Consider the following 22,638-nt stretch of genomic DNA (forward strand, 5'->3'; position numbering starts at 1 on the left):
GATTTATCAGAGTTTGACATATTCGAGTGCTTGCATTAATCCCTGAGTTGCCTGAGTGTAAGTGTAATTTCCTACAATTTTTCGGCTATTTTCTCCCCATTTTTGTAAACGTTCCCGATTTGATAACGCTGCTTGCAGGCTATGAGTTAATGCAGATATATCACCAGCCCGAAAAATTAAACCATTATGTTCATTATGAACCAAGTCTTGGGAACAACCAACATGATCACTAACAATTACAGGACGACCTAAACACATTGCTTCATTAATAGCTAGTCCCCAAGTTTCTCCAGCACCGTAACTTGGTAAAACAAATAAATCAGCCGCCGCATAAGTACGAGGCATGAATGTTTGGTTTTGAAAAGGTGCAAAGTAAATATTTGGATGTCCTGCTGCCGTATTTTTTAGTTCTGCCTCTAAAGGGCCAGCACCGACAAATAACAAAGATGTCTGAGGAATATTGACTGATAAGAAAGCTTTGAGCAAATCCAAAGGACTTTTTTTATCTTCCAGTTTACCTGCAAACAGAATCACTGCATGGTCTGCGGGAATACCTAATTCTTGTTTCCAGGTTTGTGCTTGGTGATTAACCATATCAGCTTGAGCCGAAAACCGCTCATTATCTACTGTATGGGGAGAAAAAAACAACTTCTTCTCAGCTACTCGATGATAACGGAAGTAATAATAATTAGCTTTACCGACATACATACAAGCCGCAAATCGACGGTAAATTTGTGTAATAAATTCTCGCTTAACTAAAGCCTTTACACCTTTAGATGCTAGTAATCGATGGGAATCACCTCGAAATAACAATGGAATTTGACGTTGATTCCAAACCCACAATAAACGATAGATACTAGCATAGTTATAAATCATTAGCAGTACAGCTTCGGGATGGAAGCTTTGAATTTGTGAAATTAAAGAGGGATTTTGTAAACCCCAAAAATTATGGGTACCAGGTTGAGAACTGATATTTGGTACAAATTCGTAATCATATCCGCTTAGTAAAGGGATATCCCATTGAATTTCCTGCTTAAAACCAAAATCGACTTGCTTGGTAACACCAAAATCCCACAAATAAAAAACTTTTATAGCCAAACCTGCTGTGTTGCTGAGATATTTAAACCAAGGAGAATAATATTGAATTGGATGAGAAACAACGATCGCCAGTTTTTTCATGTTCTAGCTGCACTTGTCTGTTATGAGTGATAAGCTGGAAATTTCGGTATCTTTTGATTCTGCATCAAGACTACCACAATCCCCGCCAGTACCATACCGGATTGAAATAAAGCAGAAACGTAGACTCCAGCACTAAACTCTGTTTGAAACGAAAATGCCAGCAATAGAACAGAAAATAGTGACTGTGCTGAAAGAATTGGTGCATTCATAGACCAACGAGTAACTCTACCGTAAAAGTTTCCTAAAATTGCCCCAAGTCCAGCACTACCTAAAAGACCAAAATTTGCATAAGATTCAGCCAGTAACCCCCAACCAATAGTTGTGCCTAAAGTATCTTCACGTTTTTGTAATCCATAATGAATACTCAAAATATAAGTGCCTTCATGACTACGAATTTTATTGGCATTTAAGAAACGGGGAATTAATAGCTGTGGTATTACTGCATAACTCTCTCCATACAAATAAGGAATTGGTTCAGGGCTTTTCTTCTGGGTCAAAAGTAGCATCTGAATTACACTGGAACGTTCTATAAAAGATGATTTTTCTTCTGAGTCGGATGATTTGTACACATCATCTTTTGTCCTCATCTTTTCTAGGCTGTAACCAATCCATTCGTTATACCAATCGGCATATTGCCAAGGCTGAACCAGGGTTGGCTCATCTTTAAACCAATATTTGTGACGCATTTCGTCTTTGCCTTGGTGCAGAACAGATAGGCAAATAGTCACAATTAAAATAGCTACAATTGGTACTTTTTTACGCCCAATAATAAAGGCAGATGTAGATACCATAAATGTAGATGCTGCGCCTACAACTAGCAGACCAACTGCATCTGTCACCATATAGGCAATCAGCAAAATCATATATAATCGTGACTGATTATTTGGTAAAGTACGATTACCTAGCTGATAGGTTAATACAAAACTAGCTAGTACAGTTAGCCCTAAAACAGTACCCCTAATAACAGCAAATATACCTCCATCTAGTAATAGCCACCCTCCGTTTTTAGACAAATTGAATAAAACGGCTAGTGCCATAATTAATAAAAAAAATAAGTTTCCTTTTTTCCCATTTAAAGCCCGATAATGTTTAGGCAAAGGTGGAGGAGATTTTACCGATTTCAGCCAAACTGAAGTACCTATAATTAAAAATCCGGCAGTTGTTATACCAGCAAATAAATGACTTTCTGGAGAATAAGTTATAACTAAAGGATGATTAGCTACTAGAGGTAAACCATGAGTCCAAGTATAAGTAAGAGCAAATAATGGAAAAAGTGGCATTCCAAAGGCTCGACCAGAACACCACAGATAACTAGGCCATAGTGCTGCTACAGTGATAATTATAGCTGCCAACTTTGACAGTATAGAATCAGTTTCTGCTTGTAATTCAAATATCAGTAACCCTATAGCAATCAACCAAAATACTTTGAGTAACTGTCGCCGTTGATATTTTTCAACGGCTGGTAGTAGAGCTAAAGAATGATAATTGCTAGAGTATGATTCATTCATCGTGATTTACTTTAACTGGCAAGACACTGATCAAAAATTTGGCATTGCTTCCTAGTCATTTCTTTTGCTGTATAGGGTTTAAAGGTTGACCAGTTAGTCTCTGGTATATGTCTGTTCGGTAAGTCAATCAATTTCTGAACCGCATTAGTCATCTCGACTAATAAATCTTCCGGTTGGCTGTCCGAGTTAAAAGTGACAGACTCGCCAGCTTGGCATTTTTGGAGAATTTCTACCACAGAACTCTGATGATGGAAAACTGCCAATATGGGTTTGCGGGCTAGAATGCAAGGGTAGAGTTTAGATGCAGTGTAAGTAGAGTCATTGGAACCAATCAGCAAGATAGCATTACTATCTGTGAGGATTTTTAGAGCTTCAAAGTAAGGAATACGTTCAGGATGTTCAGTTACTAAGTCGGAAACACCAAATTCTTGGGCAATTGGTTCTACAGTTTTAACGGCTAGTCCTTTAGGTGCATAACTGGTACCAATAAAGTGTAGTCTAATTGACTGCCATGCTTGCGGATTTTGACGGCGATCGCACTGTATACTCAAAAATAACGCTCGCAATGCCAATGCCATATCATCACCCCCGCGACCTACATAAACCCAGTGGCGTTTACCATCATGAGGATTAAATATTTTCTGCTGTACCTCAAGTCCCGGAAGCGATGCAAAATCTGATTCTGGAGCACCAAAGGGTAGAACTGTAAATTGTTCTGGGCGCAAGTGCGGGTATCGCTGTTGGAGGATTTGCGGATAAGCAGGTGAGACACTAATCACATGGCTGACGGATTTTAAAGCAATAGGTTCCAGTAATTTCGCTTGCAGTTGCGAAAACTCATACTTAAAACGGCCACCAGGGGGTCTTGCTGTATTGGATTTTTGATAGTAATCACTTAGCCAGGGATCTTGGAAGTCTAGGACGTAAGGAATACCAAAACGCCGATACCAAATTCCTCCCAGCACCATTGATGTAAATATAGTGGTAGAAAAATATACCAAATCAAACTTCTGCTGCTGTAGAAGGCGATTACCTGCTTGAAGTAGCTGAGGAAAACTCCGCAGACCCAAACTACCTAAACCAAATTTTCGAGTTTGTTGGATGGATAATGCCCCTGTATGTGTGACTGGGATGTGTTGGGGAACTGTTTTTTCCAACAGTGGATCTTTAACTCCTTCAACAGCATCTGGTTCCACTGTGAGAATATGAGGTTGCCAGCCAAATTCTGCCAAATAAGGCAAAGACATTCTTACCCTTTGATGATCAGGGGCATTGATCGGGGGAAAGTGTGGACTGACAATTAAGATTCGATTAACCAAGGTTAAAGACTCTCAAGATGATTTTCTGAAAATTTTTGTGTTGGCAAAAATAGGCCGTTTGTATGTTCAGGAAGTTGTTTCGCTAAATAGGGTTTTCCTTGTTGATTTAAAAAGTAACAGTAGTACCCAAAATTTGCTAAGTAATCTCGCACTCGTTGTCCATTATCACCAGCTAATTCTGCATAAATAGCTTTGATACGCTGCTGGTGAAGTAAAGTTTCTGCCCCTTGTAAAGCAGGAATTTCGTAACCTTCTACATCCAGTTTCCATAGATGCACATTTGGGATGTTGCGTGCTGCCAATTCATCTGCTAAACGTACAATTTCAATCTCTTCACCTTCTGTCTCAGATATTTGATTCCAAGCCCCATGCCCAAGATGATCTCCAATATTTTGCAGCCGTAATTTGGCAGGGTAAGCACCAAGACCATATCTCAGAAGTTCTACAGGTAGGTTTTTATGAGCAGCAAGACATTCTGCCAACCAATTTGCAGCTTCATTGCCGGGTTCAAAGGCCAAGACTTTACCATTCGGTATCCACTGAGATAAATACATCAGCATTTGACCGATATTAGCCCCAGAATCTACAATAATTCCATCTTTCGGTAGAAATTTAGTAGCCCAGTTAATGAAAGATTCTCCTTCATATTTGCCGTAAACAATCCAGCGATGAGTTGGATTAGTCAGGTCAAGTTTCCAGGTAATTCCTGCTCCAGTGTTTACCCAACATACACCATGAGACGATATAGTTTTGCCAAATATTCGCTCACATATTCCGAGTTTATGTTGAAAATCAAAGGGTTGTATCCAAGTTAATGGTAAAGGTAGAGCAACAGATTTCATGGTTTGTATATTTAGGTTAATTTTCAGCTAAAACTAGGGTATTAGAAAATATTAAACTATGATAAAGATGTTCGTATTTGCTCACAACTACATCAGCAGAAAAGCACTGTTCAACACGCTGACGGCAACGCTCACGATTAATTTTAGATATATTGGCGATCGCAGTAACAGCTTCGTCTAGATTATTCACTAGATAACCATCTATACCTTGACGCACAATTTCTGGTAAAGCTCCGCGATGACAGGAAATGACTGGTGTCCCACAGGCTAAGGCTTCGGCAAAGACAATGCCAAAGGGTTCATCCCATTGAATAGGAACAATCATGGCTGCGGCTTGGCCAAGTAATTCATTTTTCTGCTCATCGTTGACTGGGCCAATATATTCAATTCCATCTTTGCCCAAATAGGGAGCAATTTCTTGTTCCCAATAGTTTTTTCCTTCCTCGGAATTGACTTGATTACCAGCTATAATCAAGGGTTTTTTTGCTTGACGAGCTGCGGCGATCGCTTGATGCGCTCCTTTGATCCTTTCAACTCGACTGAGAAAAACTAAGGGAGCATCTGATTTTACAGTAGGTTGGAAAGTATATTTCTCTAGTTCTACGCAGTTATGAATTGTGTGCCAAACTCCGCCAGCTTGCTGTCCAATACCACAAATATAATCACTACAACCAGTAAAGGTTAGGGAACCTCTAGCTAATTTTGTCCCCCAACTTGTAGTGCGTAAGCTGGGGTTACGTTGATAAGACATGATTTTGGGTAAGCTAGAGTTCAGCAAGGGTAACAAATAAAAGATGCGAGAAAAACTATGTAAGATATCTGGTTGAAATTTCTGCACAGCAGACCACAGGACTTTTGTATTTTTTAAAGCATCTAATTTGTTTTGAGATTGTTTTCCCCACCAAGGAAAGAATTGACTAGCTTTAGAAGTAGATTCAGGATGAGCAACTAGCCCGACAGTGTGGCCTCGATTTTCCAGTTCAGTTACTAGCAAATCAACAATACGTTCAATGCCACCATAAAGTTTTGGTGGGACTGGTAGTTCTGGATCGGCAGTTAATAAAATACGCATTTCTATAATTTAGATTTCTCTGAAAAGATTGCAGTTTTATTTTTAAAATAAGAAGGAATTATTTTTTATTAATTTATATTAAATAGGTATTTTAGTCTTTACAGGATTCATTGCTTGGGAAGCTACATACAAAATTTGCTCAATTTGAAACTCAAAATTTAACTTTTCTTGCGTTGCTTGCAATGCAGATGATTTTGCCTTGACTAACTTCTCTGGGGTACTTAATAAATCTTCTAATGCTTGGGCGAGTGCTTTAGGAGATTCACTAGGAATTAATTGTCCAATGTGAGGAAATTCCGTAAAAATCTCTTGTTGACCCATAGTATCACTAGCAACAACCGCTAAACCTGCTTGTAGGTATTGAAAAAGTTTATTTGTGACTGTAAGATTCCGGCTAGTAATATGATTACACTCCAACGCTAAACCAATATCATGTTCAGCAATACGCGATAGTAACTCACTGTTGGGAACAGTAGGATGAATGAATAAGCGATCGCGCCACTCATCAGGTATTAATGGTTCTAACCATTGGCGGGAACTTTCTGGATAATTACCCCTTAAATGAATTTCTAAAGGAATTGTGATTTGTGGTAAGGCTTGGAATAAAGTTTCTAAACCTCTTCCTGTCCCAATGGTTTGGGAAAACCAATGTAAAGAAGGTAACTTCAGGTTTTTTCGGTCACGTTTTTGGTGATCGATTTGTGATCGCTCTTCCCAGGGAAAAACGTTATAAATTACTGTAGGTTTGGGTGCATTGTAAGCTTTAGCTAAAGCCTCTGCTAAGGCGTGGGATGTCGTTAAACAATAGCTACATTCCTTTACTAGCAGACTTTCTAGACGTTTTAGCTGTGTAATAGGACGGCTGATCTGAGCTTCTGGTAACAAGTCTTCAGAAAACCAGTCTTCAAAATCTACACCAACCCTAAAACCTCTATCTAGAAGCTGATTTCCTACCCACAGTCCAGCTTCCGAGTGAACTATTGTTAAATCTGCACGGGTTTTCAGAGCAAATTTGAGCATAGCTTCTGCTCCGTAGCCTAGCAATTCCGGCGAAAATATCCCGAAACGTTGAAATTTTTCTCTAGCTAAACGTCCTTGGAGACGAATCAGCAAGTTCTTGAATTTTTTGCTGGGCCGAAAGTCAATCATGGGTACAAATCGCCATTTTTTGTTTACCATGATTAGGCGATCGCGCTCTACCAAGTCTGGGTCAAACCAACAACCACCGACTATCACATCATGACCTGCATTTGTTAAGGCTTCTGCTTCTTTTTGTGGGCGAGGTGCTGTACAAAGATGAGCGCCAATGAGTATCAGTATCTTAGCCATTATATTTACTGAACTTTGCTTTCCTTTAACCGATACAAGCTTTTTTCTCTTAACCTAAAAAACTTCCAACCCACAGCAGCTTTTGCATATCCATATTGATAGAAAAATCTTTGCATTTTTTTAGCTTGTCGCCAACCCAAACAAGAAGATAAAAGTCGAAACATTGGGCCTCCTGATGTTTGTAAATCAGAACCACCGAATTGTTTAACTTTGTCCTCTGCTTCTTTTAGGAGATCAGGTACGTCAGGATAAACTTCATAAATAAAGCGTTGAAACACCGTTGCACAAGCGTGACGTGTACGTTGGCTATCTTCTTTGGCTAATAAATTACTTGTACCAAGTTCCAAAGCTAAAAAACCTGATTCCCAAGCTTGACGAGATTTTGAACCACTTAGGCTAGTAGTATTACCGGATCTGTAGTAGGTTTTAGCACCCTGACAAAACTTAACTCCTTTGCTACTTAATAATATGCGGCTGAAGTAGTCAAAATCATTAATCAATGATAAACGTTCCTCCCAATTTCCTGCCCGTTCAGCAATTGGGCGGGGAATTAGCCAAGCTGCTCCGTGCATCATCAGATGATTTTCCCAAGCACAAACTAACCAGTCAACTGGTGACATATCTGCCCACAGAGGTTGGGGAATAAACAAAGCTTCATCAAGAGATTTATAAAATCTCGCCCATTCTCCTGAGGCGACAAATTCAGAACTGCTATCACCCAAAAGCTGAATTTGTCGCTCAATTTTGTCAGGTGCTAACAAGTCATCTGCATCTAAATACTCAATAAAATCTCCTTGAGCTTCTTGGAAGGCACGATTTTCAGATGCACTTTGTCCCCTATTTTCTTGACTGATGACTTTAACTTTAGAAGAGGCAAAACTTTTGGCTACTGCCAGAGTATTATCTGTGGAACCATCATCTACAATAATGATTTCTGTGTTTTGCCATGTCTGTGCCAAAGCAGATTCTAGGGTTTCTGCCAGCCATGCTTCTACATTAAAAGCAGGTATGAGAATTGAGACTAGAGGTTGTTTACTCATAATTAATCATGAATAAATTAAATTTTATTTAATCAGTTCACATAGAAGATATAATGTGCTTCCAGCCATAGCGGAAATACCATGATTTAGATTCTGATACATAGTGATGTAGCACCATTTTGGGCTGAATGACTTCTGCTTGATTTGGCCTAACAACGTAATCCGTGGCTGGAGCAACAGTACAAGGTTGGCTAGACATTAACATTGCTATCAACGCCTGTTCCTGATAATAGTGAGTCCCCTGTTGCTCAATCATAGTTTTACACCAATACTCTAACTTTTCCCAGTCGATATCCTCACTTTTTAATCCGCAAATTCCGACATTCAACCGCTCTGGAATTTCTGCTTGAGCTAGAGAAGACATCAAAGACTGAGAATAACCATAGGATGTCTCTACATCTACCATGTGGCATGGTTGCTGAGGCGATTTGAGCCATTCTATTAATAAATCTGGCGGATGGAAAAACAACATATCAGAGTCAAGTACCAGTTTCCACCCTTGAGAGCCAATATGAATATCTGTTAATTTCTTCAGGTTAGGATAATTGAGACGACGTTCTCTAAGATAGGGGAATTTACTTTGTGGTAAATATTGCTCTAAGCGTTCTTCCACTTCCGAAAGCAGAATAATTTCAGCATGAGGAAAAATTCGCTTAATTTTGTTTTGATATTGCTGCTCTAAAGAACCATCATCATAAATAATTGGACGCAATCTCAGATTTGTATGTTGTTGCATTGAGTAGGCACAAAAGCAGGTTTGATACCAAAATTTGCGCCCACTTAAAAAGTAAATATCTAAAGATGGTGCTGATGTTTGAAATGCAACTGTAGGTAATTTATCAGCAGCAGCTTCCATCTGAAGACGTGACAAATAATCAATCGCTATATTGATACTTCCCTGACGGGAAATTTTTTCTAAAAAGCTCTTGGGAGCATAATATAATTTGTAGGCGATCGCACCTAGTCCCCATTGTTTAGCTAACTGGCGGAGTTGCTGATTGGCAGCCATATAAATATTATTTAAATTACTATTTAACTATAATTATTTGAGATATCCGTAAGGTGGGTATTGCCAACCTTACTTAATATTATTTCAACATTGCTAAACCTTCAAACAACCCACAAGCACCTTGCCACTCCACATAATGAGCAGGACTTTTCCAAGGTTGACAGCTAACGAAAGCCTTAGCTTTCCTCAAATGGACAGTCCAACTAGCAATTTTTTTCCAAGGGCGAATATTGTGCGCATCTAATACTTGCACCCAGGAACGGGACGACGAATAATTGAGTCGAGCCAGATAATGTTTTGTTAAGCGATTAATAGAAATTAGATGGGTAAGTTGTAGTTGAGGAAAATAACCAACTCCCCAACCAGCATCAAGCAAAGTTAGATTAATGTCACAATCACCGCCAGATTGTAAACTCTTGCCAGTCCGGTCTAAACCTAATCTCAGACTATCGTTTAAGATACTGTTGACATAAAATTGTGCGGCTTGGTGTTGCAAAGCCATTCCTGCACCAATGGGTGCAAATTTAGGGTGTTGTTTCTCGCTATTGGGGTCTTTGTCGTAAGCATAAATTTGCATCTCATCCCCTAAATCTCGCAATGCCAGACAACCCCAAAATTGTTTTACCCAAGGTTCGGGATCTGCTTCAAATTCTGGCAGAGATTTTCCGCCTATTACCCCTAAATGGGGATAGGTGTGCAAAATGTTGATAGTGTCTTGAAGATAATTAGGACAGAGGACATTATCATCATCAACAAAAATTATATATTTTCCTTGGCTGGCTTGAATACCAGCAATTCTTGCTCTGGTTAATCCTAGACGTTCTTCACGAATAATGTGAGTATGGGGATGCCAAGAGAGGTCTAAATTGGCAAACAAATCTGGATTACTAGAAGCATTATCAATAATTAGTAACTGCCAATCACTATAAGATAAAGACTGCGATCGCAATCCATCTAAAGTTCTTTGTAATCGAGTTAAATTAGGATTATGAGTAGGAATAACAACTGAAATTAGAGGATTCATATACGTGTTTTGATAACTTTTGCTGGAACACCTACAGCAATGCAATAAGGAGGTAAATCTTTAGTCACAACAGAACCAGCACCAACAACACAACCATCGCCAATTGTGACTCCACCTAAAACAGTAACTCCCGCACCTAACCAAACATCTTTACCTATGGTTGTTGGTAGTAAAATATCAGGTTGTGAACGAATTTGTTCGGACTGAGCAGGAATTGTATGATTAGAGGAAAGAATGCGGCAGTGCATAGCAATTAATGAATCTTGTCCAATAGTTACGCCCCCATGACCGTAAATCACGGTATAAGGCCCAATAAAAACATTATCCTTAATTGCGATACTTCCTCCCCATGCTTCTAGAATTACTCCTTGTTCTAATTTGACATTTGGTAATAAACAAATTTTTCCAGGAGAATTTCTAGCAACACCTAAAGCTACTTTAACTTGCTTATCTATCCAACAAGAAGAGTGTAATTCCACGCCCAATAACTGCAATTTCCATCTTCGCCAGAAAATTGCTAACTTTTCTTGGCGATGTAATAAACCCTTAAGCACGATTTTTTAGCTAATTCTTCCTGTAAGTGGTGCAAGTAAATTGCGAATTTTACTTCCTATCCCTAAACGAAATCGTAAATCAGCAGTGACTTTAGATAGATAATTAGGTTTGCCCAGAAGTTGCGTATTTTTCCACGGTGTAGTTGCTAAGTACTTGAAATATTCATCTTTAAAAGGATGTTGACAACCATAGTACCAAGGTTTGGCCGTTCCTCCACCGACAAAGTGAACTATGGCTGGATCGAATTGGGCTGTTAAATAATCAAACTTCTCATATTTAGCCCGATAATGTGAGCTACTTATCCCTTCTTCCTCATAAATAAAAGGTTGAGAATTCCAGGTTAAATCTATGGGCAACCAAGAACCGTGCAATAAAATATTCAAGACATCTTGATCCCACCATTGCAATCTATCAGGTTGTTGACGAATTAACTCACAACCCCTCTCAAAAACTTTGAGTCTGCGCCAAGTTTCCAGATTAATGAGTATTAATCCAGCATTAAAGTACAGAGAATCTTGAGGTAGTCCAATTGTTGGTGGATAATCATCCATCCCCGCTGCGATCGCAGCTGCATGACTAAAATTTTCAATATTAATATTTAACAAAGGAGTAATTGGTTTACGAATTACTATATCCGAGTCAATAAACAACACGCTATTAACCGTGGGCGGCAATACTTCTGGTATACATAACCTAAAGTAAGTAGCTATCGAAATATGGTGAGTTACTGGCGCGTTCTTAAAAGTGTCTTTACTTATAGGGATAAACTCAAAACTTTTGTTATTTTCTTCCAAAAATAACTTTAACTTTTCCATCTCTCTAGAAGAGATGCTATCAGTAATAATATAAATATTAAAATACTGCTGGGGATTATTGCTAAATAATGAAGATAGCATCACAGCACAATGCTGTGCATATTTCTCATCTATCGTACAAACAATACTAATACTCATATTGATTATTGTGAAATTATCAATTATCTAATTAGTCATTTTAATAGTGTAATTTATCATTCAATCAAACTCTACTTTCTCTTAAAGAGAGCATAACCTTTACGGAGAGCAAGATTTTGTGATACTGTAATATAATTCACATCAGCAATTAATTGTTGGTATTTATTATAATTAAACCTTTGATTTACATTATTAATTAATAAATATTTTGCTCCATAAAGCTCATTGATATCAAAATCAACCTGCAAATCATGAGTATCAATCAATACTAAATCAAAGGATGCCTTTACTTGATTTTCTTCCTCTGATTTGACGCAATCTCTTACGGAAAACTTTTGATTACAATTGAGGTTTAAAGTATAGAAAACTACCGTTTTAGTATGCCTATACCGTTTTTGTAATTTCTGGAAGTTTTTTGTGGCAGTATTAAGACAAACCACATTTATCTTGTCTAACTTAGAATGCAAATGTGCTAGTAATGCTTCCGTTGCTAATTGACCATTGCCTGCTCCAATGACTAAGACTGTTTGGATATTTTCTTGACTAATATTGTGAATTTCTTGCCATACCTCATCATGTCTCATACTAGAAAGATTGTAAGGTAAGAAGTGTCCTACCCGATCTTCCCAATTATTTAAGGGTTTGATGATGAATTTTTCAATTTCTCTATTTAATTTAGATTTTACTCTTTGATATAGAAGATTTTCCTTATGAGAAAAACTTGATTTTTTCGTTCTTGTCAAGATTTTGATGTTCAAATTTAAATTCTGCTTTAACCATGATATGTATAGGCGATAATTTATAGATTTTTGTGGTGCTAAGAAAGGCACTTGTAAATTTAGACTAGGAGTTAATATCTGTACTAAATGCGACTGTTCACAAGCTTGTAGCATCTTACAAAGTTGAGCCAACCAGTCATCTAAGCTGCGCTCAGGTAATTGATGTACACTCAAACGATGTTTTTCCGTAGAAATATTTAATGGGTTTACTTTACTACCAGGATTCTCAACCAGCTTGACTACCCAACGAATGCGGTCTAACTCAGGATGAATCAGCGATGTAAATTCATTAGCACGCGCAACCGCCTGATTGAGTTCCCCTTGACACAGTAAAGTAATAATCAAATATGCCCATTCTACTGGATCAGGATCTAAGGCTTTATACTCTTCTAAAGTATATTGAATTGGTTGAGTAATCCAATGATATGCTGTCTTAGCATCTCCTTGATAAAGGTGACATATTGCTAATCGCAGTTTTGGCTCAGGCATCCAATATATGTGATTGACACATTTTAGATATGCACTTTCTGCTACTGCATATTCACCAGCCCATAATTTCTCATCTCCTTGGCGAAGAATTTCCAGAATTAATCCATTACCAATGATGTGAGAACTTTGTATCCCTGATGATTTTTCAACAATCGAAAGTGAACCAAAAGGGCTTGTTTGAATAATTTTTTGATGAGATTGGCGATGTTTTTGGAGATTAAACCATTGATATATTTGAGCCCGTTGTTTGAATGTATGGTGAGTGTGAACAAGCTGGTAGCCTGCATCAATGATTTCAGATAGTTTATCTAAATTATGAAATAGATAATCTAGCTTATCTAATACGTTATCTTCATCTGCAAACACGCAATTTTGCATATCAACAAAGCCAGCAGACTCCAAAACAGGAGTTTTTTCAGTAATTAAACAGGATTTAGAACCTGGTATTTCTAAATGTTTACGAATTATTTCTTTTTCTATGGAACCACAGGTTGGCACAAACCAAGCAGAATTAATTGTGCGCGCATATTGCTCACCTTCTAACATCTTGAAGGCAGCACGCTGATGATATCCTAGATGTGGGCAAATTAATGAGGGATAATTTTGGGAAATTAGCTTATGAATTCTCTGCCGCCAAGGATAAAGTTGATTAATCCCACCAGTAAACATAACCGGAATAATCTTGTCTTGCCCATAGTCATGATAGATTTGCGGATCAATAAAGTTAGGCCAAATAAAAGTATTTTCAGCAATTTCCGGCGTATGTTCAGGGGTTGTTGTAGCAATAGAAAAGAAGGTTTCTATTCCCCAGAGTTCCATATCGGAGATAAAGCCAGCACGAGCTTCACACCAAGAGTCACCATTATGAAAGCCTAGTTTGGGTATTTCTGGATAAATATGAGTATTAGTAATCTCTAATCTGTAACATCTTCGATAGTTTACCCCACTTTCAAACAGGGTTATATCTGGCTGGTACTGGTCACAAATTTGTTGATAATCACAATTTTTACTAATTACAGTTACTTCAAAAAACTCAGATAAACACTGGATATGTTGTTGTTTGTGTAATATCAAAAAGTTGGGTAAATTCTCATCATTTTTATACCGAAAAAATACTAATTTTGGCTTGCAATTATTCTGCATCATATCCTTATTAATAAAGGAAATTTCAAAACTTATATAATCTGACTATATAGTAGCCAAGGGAAAGATAGGAAAGATGGGTTCTTTCCTATCTTTGAATCAAAAAATTGATAGCACAGTGATGTTACTAGCAATTTTGAGATGGTTTATGGAACGATGATGTTTGCATCTGGCCTCTGGGGTCTGGCTGCCATATCTGCAAGAATGTTGACAGTCATTTGCTTAACGCGACTATCTGCCCGCGCTGGTGTAACATCTTCACTATCTAGCCCCCATGCCCATTGAATCGTCCCAGAAGCAAAGACTTTTGCACCACTAGCTGCGGTATAGCGAGCTGAGTGAGACTTGGTGTAATCTTGATTCGTGGGCAGACCCGGTTCTCCAGGTGGCTCATCAAAGTTGGGTAATAAAGCTGAAGGTGAGACTGGTGATTCAGATAAAATCACTAGTCCTGGAGGTGTAGAACCATTATTCACCACAAAATCCCATTCATAGCCTACTAATAAAGATAGCTGTTGCCCATTTTGTAGTCCTGTGTTTGCGTAGTAAGGATCGTTACTGTTGGTAACAACAAAATTACTACCACCGTAAAGATTGGGTGTGTCACTACCATACATAACTCCTAATAAGGCATTTTCTGGTTGCTTGTTCTGGAAACTCCGAAATTTATTAGTAGCGGCTGATATTCCTTGCTGCTGGGCAACCGAATCTAATGCCCAATCCTGCTTGTAACAAGCCATAACTCGATTTGGACTAATTTGTCCAGCCGCAGGGGTAGAATTTTCAAATCTGACTCGCCAATAGCAGGTGTTAGCAGAGAAGAATCCCAAATTAATTCCTGCATCACGAGCCGCTTTGACATGATCAAACATCTCTTTTGACCAGTACTCATCATGACCGACAGACAGGTATACTTTATGATTTAGTAATCTTCCTCCGTTAGAGTGTACCTGCATATTGTCTGTGTAGGTGATATCGTAGGCTTGTGATTCCAACCAGCGCACCATATTGTATTCCCATCGCAATGGTGTGTCAGCTTCGTAGGAATCCTCATAACTGGCTTGGGAGTAAGGTCGGTCATAGGAAACTTTGTAAGCCCTTTGACCATCCTTGCTGTTAAAACCGTATAAGCTATAACCTCCCATTGCACTGTATGCCAATACTGTGGAAACGGCACTTTGGAAGATAATATCCGCTTCGCTGCTATCATCACGCACTACAAACCATACATGAGCTTGTTTGCCAGTGCTTTGGTCGGTGAGTTTGGCGACGTAAAGACCGCTTACCCAGTTGTTCCCTACCGGTAGGACATAGGAAGTAGTCCAGTTACACTCAATCAGACGAGTATTGGGGTCTAGAGTACAGGCGGGTTGCGGCGAGCCGTTCAGTGAGATTGGGCCAGCCATTTGCCTGCCTCCCGCGCCGCCATAATAGCCCAAACGGTAAATATCTATGGTAAATGGCCCCTCTTGTGCCAGAGAGACTTTGATATCTAAGCTTTGACCTTTGTTGACGCTGGTTGCCGACGCATAACCAGCAATCTCACCACTGGCACGGTTAGTCATCTTCCAGCTATTGGTTCCAGCATTGAGGTTTTCTGAATAAATAGCGTTGGGAGTGCTGGGAGCGGCTGCGGCTAAAAAAGTTTCACTACCAATACCAGGAGCGATCGCCGTAACTACTACTCCTCCTAAACCCGCAGGAACTGCTCCCAATGTCAAGGTTGTACTGGCTTCACCGCTGGCATTGGTAACTGCACTAGTTGGGGAAATTGACCCCCCACCCATTGTGACACTGAAGTTGACTGTCACTCCAGCTTGGGGAGTATTTTGAGCATTGACAACTTTCACAACTAGAGGATTGGGTAAAGCATTACCTGTGGTACCAGTTTGATTATCTCCACTCACTTTCAATAAGTTACTACCAACAACAAAGCCAATATCTCGATAATAGTTACTATTGTTGTAGGAATTTTGTGGGAAAGAATGAACAGTGACATTGTACACTCCATTGTTTCCGTCTGCCACAGAGCGAACATTACCATTGATTATGGAAGCAGCTAGTTCACTATAAGTGGCAACGTAGTGGCTATTAACGTTCACAGAAACTACGTAGGTTGTGTTGGCTTGAATATTAACTGGCGTATCTAGTAACTGCTCTTGCCAGCCAGAAGCTGTCTCGTTCGTAAAGATGACGCTGGCTAAAAGTGTTCCTGTCGCTGTCCAAAGCTTACCAATATGAGTCCCTGTTTCACTAGGAGCTTTCCAGAAGCGTAGGAGGGTAATCTGCCCTCTTGCTGTAGTTTGGAATTTCATGCCTAATTCGTAGGAAGTACCATCAGTATTATTCCCAATGCTAGGAACCTGGTTAGTCAAGACTACTTGTGTGTTGCCTAATGGATTGGCATCGGCAGAAAAGTCTACACTACCTATACCAGTAGCTGTAGCGGTAACGATGTTAGGCACAGGTCTGACAGTACCAGAATTAGCTCCCAGGGTTAAGGTGGTACTAAACCTACCACTGGTATCAGTAACTCCACTAGCAGGGGAGACTGAGCCTCCACCACTGATAACAGTAAATGTCACAGGGGCATTAGGTTTGATATTACCTGCGGCATCTCTGACTTCAACAATCAAGGGATTGGGTAAGGTGCTGCCAGCTAAACCACTCTGATTATCGCCGCTAATTTTGGTGATTGTTGGTTGTGGCACATAAACAAAGTCGACATCACGGTAGTAGTTAGTATTGCGATAGGAATTGCTGGGAAAGGCACCAAGTGTACCATTAAATACCCCATTGTTGTCATCAGCGACGGAGGAGAGGTCGCCATTCACGATGGGAGTAGCTAGTTCATCATAGGTGGCGACGTAGTGGCTATTGATGTTAACGGAAACTACGTAGGTGGTATTGTCTTGGATAAGAACTGGTGGATCTAATGTTTGCTCCTGCCAACCAAAATCTGTTTCATTCGTAAAGGTGACACTGGCTAAAAGTGTTCCTGTGGCTGTCCACAGTTTGCCAATATGAGTACCTGTTTCACTAGGGGCTTTCCAAAAGCGGATTTTGGTAATGTTACCAGTTCTGGCACTACGGAATTTCATACCTAATTCGTAGGTATTTCCTGGCTCCGTGAAATTAGGAATACTGGGAACTTGAGTGGAAAAGATAGTATTCATAAGTAAGATAGATAGAATTTCGATAAATTTGAGTTATTAAAATTAAGGAACCGATGTTCAGAGTTTCTTCAGAGCTAATTTGTATACTCAAGTAAAGTAATTGTGTAGTAAAAAGGGTTGCAGGAATTTAAGGCAATAAAGTACTGATTCCTTGAAACTCCAACCTAGTAATAACTTGAGCCACCTGAAAATTATCTGGATGAATCAACTCTCACAAGCTGTTTTTAACACTTTTACTACATAGTCTTGTTCTGGTTCAGTCATTTGGTGGAATAAGGGTAAGAGAACAGTATTGTCTTGTGCTTGCTCACTTTCAAAAAGGCGATCGCAATTTCCTTGACTACACTGGCAATCTTTTCTTTGATTGGCACATAACCAAGTTTCATGTTGTTGATATGCGGCTTCGCGGTGGACGCACATAATGCCCCGACGTGTAGATATGCCAGCATCCAACATTGTTTGCATGACTTGTTTTTGTTCACATTTTTGCGGTAACCTAACGCAGTAACTCTGCCAGTTACTTTTTGCCCAAGCTGGCTCTGATGGTAATTTCAGTCCAGGTATGTCCGCAATTATTTCATGATATCGTTGTGCTAAATAGCGCCGACGTTCCACAATCTCTGGAAGACGTTTGAGTTGTTCTCGTCCGACTGCTGCTTGAATATCAGTCATCCGGTAGTTATAGCCCAGCATTGGGTAAGACTCAAATATTACCTGTTTGGCACCGTGGCGCACGGTGTCAGGTACGCTCATTCCATGTTGTCGCCAGAGGCGGAATTGCTTGTCCCACGCTGGGTTGTTGGTAGTTAACATCCCACCATCACCAGTGCTGATGATTTTGCGGGGGTGAAAAGAAAAACAAGCGATATCACCATGAGGCTTGCCAATTTTTTCCCATTGCCCATTCCAGAGAATTTCACTACTGATCGCACAAGCTGCATCTTCAATTACTGGCAATTTGTGGCGGTGGGCAATATCTAAGATGGCTTTGAGGTCGCAAGGCATCCCGATCTGATGGACAATCAGAATAGCATGGGTGCGATCGCTAATCGCATCCTCAATTAAAATCGGGTTAATGTTGTATGTCTGTGGTTCAATATCCACAAACACTGGTATTGCTCCGCAATAGCGAATGCTGTTAGCTGTGGCAATGTAAGAATGGCTGACGGTAATCACTTCATCCCCAGGTTGCACACCCACAGCCAAGAGTGCTAGGTGTAATGCTGTGGTACAGTTGGAGACTGCACAAGCATACTTTCCTCCTATATAAGCGGCAAACTCTTGCTCAAAGGCAGCGACTTCTGGCCCTTGTGTAATCCAGCCAGACATAATCGCTCGTTTAGCTGCTTCAGCCTCAGCTTCACCTATCCAGGGTTTAGCGATGGGGATAGATTGTATTTTCTCAGACATTGCTTGCTTCCTGTGCCAATTTTTGTTCACGCCACCAACTAACTAACCGATGCAATCCCTCTTCCAGAGATACCTGTGCCTCGAAACCCAGTAATTGTTTGGCTTTATTCACATCTGCCAGTCGGCGAGACACGGGGTTGACTTTACGTTCTGGCCCGTATTCTGGCTGTAAATCTGAATTCATTACCTTTGCCAAACTATAGGCTAGGTCGTTGAGGCTAGTTTCTACGTTACTAGCAATGTTAAATACTTCATCAGTGACATCAGCTTTGGCTGCCAAGATATTTGCTCTGGCAATGTCTTCGATATATACAAAGTCCATTGTCTGTTTGCCATCACCAAAAATTAGTGGTGGCTGTCCTTTAGCAAGGCGCTCCATCCAGCGAATCAATACTTCAGTATATACACCGTAAATATCCATCCGCGGCCCATAGACGTTAAAGTAGCGTAGTGCTACATAGTCCAACCCATACATATCATAAAAGCTGCGTAATAAGCCTTCGTTGAAAACCTTGGCTGCTCCATAGAGAGTGCGGTTATTATAAGGGTGATGAGATTCAGTTGTGGGAAATTCCTCTGCCATTCCGTATATTGAGGCTGATGAGGCCGCAACTACCTTTTTTACTCCAGCTTTTACTGCTGCTTCTAAAACGTTAAAAGTGCCATCAGCCAAGACTTCCAACGCTAACCTTGGTTCCTCAGCACATTGGGTAATGCGGATTGCTGCCTGATGAAAAACTATATCCACACCTTGCATAACTTCATGCAGAAGTTTTTGATCTCGGATATCACCTTCTACAATTACCAAAGGGCCATGTTCTTTTGCCCAAGCAAGGTTTTTCAATTGTCCACGGGTGAAATTATCTAGAATAATAATTTCTGAGACTCCTTCGCCTACTAGTAAATCGGCAATATGGGAGCCTACTAAACCTGCACCACCTGTAATTAAAATTCGTTTATTTTGCATATTCTTCCTTATGTTGGTTCATATCCTTCTCGCCAGCGTAAAAATTTAGCAGGCACTCCAGCCACGATCGCAAAGGGCGGTACATCCTTGGTGACAACTGCCCCAGCACCAACAATGCTGTTTTTGCCAATAGTCACACCTGGTAAAATTACCGCATTCATCCCAATATCGGCTCCTGTTTCTACCTTTACAGGTTTAATTTCTAAATCGGTTTGAATAATCGGCACGTCAATCGGCAAGCCAGTGTGTGTTGAACCTAGTAGCTTTGCACCTGGCCCCCAGCCGACGTAATCTTCAATAATTAAATTACGGGCATCAAAGTAACTTTGTGGGCCGATCCAAACGTGATTGCCGATAATACAAGTACCATCAAATCTTCCTTGAAGATAGCTTTGGGAACCAATAAATACTTGATTCCCAATCTCAAAGGTTTCCAAGTGTTTAAAGCCTACACCATTACCAATACGTACGTTGTGTCCGAATTTTCGGGCCGTAGCACGCCAAATTGCCCGACGCATCAATCCATCAAAGTCGCCATCACTGGTCACAAACCGGGCATATAGCTCGATTAATGATTGTCCTTCATACTGAGTACGCAAATATTCTGCTAGTTGAATTTCAAAATCAGGATCTAGCTTTTGTGCTTGTAAGCCGTGGACAGCTTTAGCTATCTTAATCATACCTGGATCGGACATTGAATTTCTGGGTTATGTTAAGCTAATTACTGCCTTAGCAACTTGAGTTTGCGACTCTGTAGTTAGTTCTGCATACATTGGCAGAGATAACACTTCTTTTGCTGCTGCTTCGGCGTGGGGAAAGTCTCCAGCTTTGTAGCCCAATTCAGAATATGCTGGTTGCAAATGAACAGGAATGGGGTAATGAATTCCTGTTTGAATTTCCATTTCTTGCAGACCTTGTTGCAGCGCATCTCTTTGGGGCGATCGCACTGCATAAACATGATAAACGTGGCGGCTGTAAGGCATCACCTTGGGTATACTTACACCAGAGTCTGCCAAGAGTTGGTCGTAATATGCTGCGTGGCTTCTTCTCGCTTCTGTCCAGGCCTCAATGTAACGCAACTTAACTCGTAAAATTGCTCCCTGGATACCATCCATACGATAGTTATAACCCTTGATAACATGATTATATCTGCGTTCTTGACCCCAGTCACGCAGCATTCCCATAGTCCGAGCATATTCGGGATTGTTGGTAACTGCCATACCTCCTTCGCCGTAAGCTCCTAAGTTTTTTCCGGGATAAAAACTAAAACAACCAATGTCCCCAATGCTACCTACACGTTGTCCTTTGTACTCAGCGCCGTGAGCTTGGGCAGCATCTTCGATTACCAGCAAACTATGACGACGCGCAATATCCAAAATTGGCTCCATATCTGCTGGTTGACCGTACAAATGTACAGGCAGGATAGCTTTGGTGCGTTTTGTTATGGCTTTTTCAATTTGCGTAACATCTATTGTATAAGATACAGGATCGATATCAACAAAAACGGGTGTAGCTCCGGTGTAACAAATGGCTGCTGTGGTTGCTACGAAGGTGAAAGGTACGGTAATTACTTCGTCACCAGCACCAATGCCTGCTGCTAGTAATGCTAAATGTAGCGCACTAGTACCTGTATTGACAGCAATGCCATAATCTGAATTGCAGTAACTGGCAAATTCTTGTTCAAAGGCTTTGACTTCATTTCCTAAAACGAATTGCGTACTTGCAAGTAATTTCAAGACGGCAGTATCAATTTCGTCTTTAATACTCAGGTATTGAGTTTTTAGGTCTACAAATGGAATCATACTGCTACCCCTGCTGTATTAAGTTCAATTAATTGGCCTTGCTGCTTGAGTGACTGGGTTGCAGCTTCGAGAATTCTGACTACCCGCAGTCCGGCTTGTCCATCAGTTAGCGGGCGATCGCCTTTGGTAATACAATCGATGAAGTGTAAACCTTCTGTTTTCAAGGCTTCTGTCATATCTAACTTGGGTGAGTACATATCCCCTGTGCGATAACCAATCATCATTTGGTAAACGCTTTCAGAGTTGCCATTGACTGTAATACCTTTGTCATATACTTTGACTTTCTCACTTGGCTCTAAGTCATCGTAAACAATCATCCGTTGGCTACCACCAATCAATGTGCGACGGATTTTTACTGGTGCTAACCAGTTGACATTGATGTGAGCAATGAGATTCTTTTCAAAGAATAAAGTCAAGTAAGCAATATTTTCTGGTTCTCCAGGAACATGGCTGATACCTGTAGCGGAGACAGCATAAGGTGTAGATGGCAGTAAGTAGCTCATGATCGAAAGGTCGTGGACTGCCAAATCCCAAATAACATTCACATCATGCTGAAAAAGTCCCAGATTAACGCGTACAGAATCATAGTAGTAAATATCGCCCAAGGAATTAGTGGCGATTAAATCGTGCATTTTGCGTACAGCACCGGTATACACAAAAGTGTGATCCACCATTAACACTAGGTTGCGTTTTTCTGCTTCTTCAATCAGCCGCATTGCTTGCTCTGAGGTAGTTGTCATTGGCTTCTCTACCAGCACATGTTTACCAGCCTGCAACGCAGCTAAAGCTAATTCAAAGTGACTTGAAACTGGTGTGGCGATCGCTACTGCATCAATCTTGGGATCTGTAAATATATCTCGACAATCTTGAGTAACTTGGATAGCAGGATACCGAGCTTGGGCCTTGGCCAATAATTCTGGGTTAAAATCACTGAGTGTTCTTACCTGAACTCCAGGAATCTCTACAAAATTTCTTACCAGATTTGGGCCCCAATAACCATAGCCAATGACACCGATATTAATGATATTTACCATAGCTTTTA

General features: G+C 40.2%; 18 protein-coding genes. All 18 read right to left on the reverse strand.

Annotated features, from left to right (window positions below):
* Positions 1–6: 6 nt before the first annotated feature.
* On the reverse strand, positions 7–1,179 hold the full coding sequence (locus AC504W_RS00785; RefSeq protein WP_494875741.1) for a glycosyltransferase family 4 protein: 1,173 nt from the start codon (positions 1,177–1,179) through the stop codon (positions 7–9).
* Between the two features lie 20 nt (positions 1,180–1,199).
* On the reverse strand, positions 1,200–2,687 hold the full coding sequence (gene wzy, locus AC504W_RS00790; protein ID WP_494875743.1) for an O-antigen polysaccharide polymerase Wzy: 1,488 nt from the start codon (positions 2,685–2,687) through the stop codon (positions 1,200–1,202).
* A gap of 11 nt (positions 2,688–2,698) precedes the next feature.
* Positions 2,699–3,934, reverse strand: coding sequence for a glycosyltransferase (locus AC504W_RS00795; RefSeq protein WP_494875744.1), 1,236 nt, complete (start codon positions 3,932–3,934; stop codon positions 2,699–2,701).
* A gap of 74 nt (positions 3,935–4,008) precedes the next feature.
* The gene (locus tag AC504W_RS00800) at positions 4,009–4,848 is read right to left on the reverse strand and encodes an FkbM family methyltransferase (protein ID WP_103123365.1); all 840 of its coding nucleotides are present in this window, start codon (positions 4,846–4,848) and stop codon (positions 4,009–4,011) included.
* A gap of 16 nt (positions 4,849–4,864) precedes the next feature.
* Entirely contained in the window at positions 4,865–5,920 is a 1,056-nt protein-coding gene (locus AC504W_RS00805) for a glycosyltransferase (protein WP_494875745.1), read from the reverse strand.
* Positions 5,921–5,998: 78 nt separating this feature from the next.
* Positions 5,999–7,249: a glycosyltransferase family protein gene (locus AC504W_RS00810; protein ID WP_494875747.1), complete on the reverse strand. Its 1,251-nt coding sequence runs from the start codon at positions 7,247–7,249 to the stop codon at positions 5,999–6,001.
* 5 nt (positions 7,250–7,254) lie between these two features.
* Complete coding sequence (locus AC504W_RS00815; protein ID WP_494875748.1) at positions 7,255–8,289, reverse strand: glycosyltransferase family 2 protein; 1,035 nt, start codon at positions 8,287–8,289, stop codon at positions 7,255–7,257.
* Positions 8,290–8,326: 37 nt separating this feature from the next.
* Positions 8,327–9,298, reverse strand: a complete 972-nt coding sequence (locus tag AC504W_RS00820) for a glycosyl transferase (RefSeq protein WP_494875750.1) — start codon at positions 9,296–9,298, stop codon at positions 8,327–8,329.
* Positions 9,299–9,377: 79 nt separating this feature from the next.
* Positions 9,378–10,322: a glycosyltransferase gene (locus AC504W_RS00825; RefSeq protein ID WP_494875751.1), complete on the reverse strand. Its 945-nt coding sequence runs from the start codon at positions 10,320–10,322 to the stop codon at positions 9,378–9,380.
* Positions 10,319–10,876 carry an acyltransferase gene (locus AC504W_RS00830; protein WP_494875753.1) on the reverse strand — a complete coding sequence of 186 codons (558 nt, stop codon included), beginning with the start codon at positions 10,874–10,876 and terminating at the stop codon, positions 10,319–10,321. The genes AC504W_RS00825 and AC504W_RS00830 overlap by 4 nt, the downstream gene beginning before the upstream one ends.
* A 6-nt stretch (positions 10,877–10,882) precedes the next feature.
* Entirely contained in the window at positions 10,883–11,830 is a 948-nt protein-coding gene (locus tag AC504W_RS00835) for a glycosyltransferase family 8 protein (RefSeq protein WP_494875755.1), read from the reverse strand.
* Between the two features lie 71 nt (positions 11,831–11,901).
* Complete coding sequence (locus AC504W_RS00840; RefSeq protein WP_494875757.1) at positions 11,902–14,244, reverse strand: glycosyltransferase family protein; 2,343 nt, start codon at positions 14,242–14,244, stop codon at positions 11,902–11,904.
* A gap of 143 nt (positions 14,245–14,387) precedes the next feature.
* The gene (locus AC504W_RS00845; RefSeq protein ID WP_494875759.1) at positions 14,388–17,417 is read right to left on the reverse strand and encodes a N,N-dimethylformamidase beta subunit family domain-containing protein; all 3,030 of its coding nucleotides are present in this window, start codon (positions 17,415–17,417) and stop codon (positions 14,388–14,390) included.
* Between the two features lie 204 nt (positions 17,418–17,621).
* Positions 17,622–18,827 (reverse strand): DegT/DnrJ/EryC1/StrS family aminotransferase, encoded by a 1,206-nt coding sequence (locus tag AC504W_RS00850; RefSeq protein ID WP_494875761.1) that lies wholly within the window; start codon positions 18,825–18,827, stop codon positions 17,622–17,624.
* On the reverse strand, positions 18,820–19,794 hold the full coding sequence (locus tag AC504W_RS00855; RefSeq protein WP_494875763.1) for an NAD-dependent epimerase/dehydratase family protein: 975 nt from the start codon (positions 19,792–19,794) through the stop codon (positions 18,820–18,822). The genes AC504W_RS00850 and AC504W_RS00855 overlap by 8 nt, the downstream gene beginning before the upstream one ends.
* 8 nt (positions 19,795–19,802) lie before the next feature.
* On the reverse strand, positions 19,803–20,489 hold the full coding sequence (locus AC504W_RS00860) for an acyltransferase (protein ID WP_494875765.1): 687 nt from the start codon (positions 20,487–20,489) through the stop codon (positions 19,803–19,805).
* Between the two features lie 12 nt (positions 20,490–20,501).
* A complete protein-coding gene (locus AC504W_RS00865) occupies positions 20,502–21,596 on the reverse strand; it encodes a DegT/DnrJ/EryC1/StrS family aminotransferase (RefSeq protein WP_494875766.1) in 1,095 nt (364 codons plus the stop codon).
* Positions 21,593–22,630, reverse strand: a complete 1,038-nt coding sequence (locus AC504W_RS00870) for a Gfo/Idh/MocA family protein (protein WP_494875767.1) — start codon at positions 22,628–22,630, stop codon at positions 21,593–21,595. Before AC504W_RS00870 ends, AC504W_RS00865 begins: the two co-directional genes overlap by 4 nt.
* Between the last annotated feature and the right edge of the window lie 8 nt (positions 22,631–22,638).

It is taken from the genome of Nostoc sp. C96, from assembly GCF_059384975.1.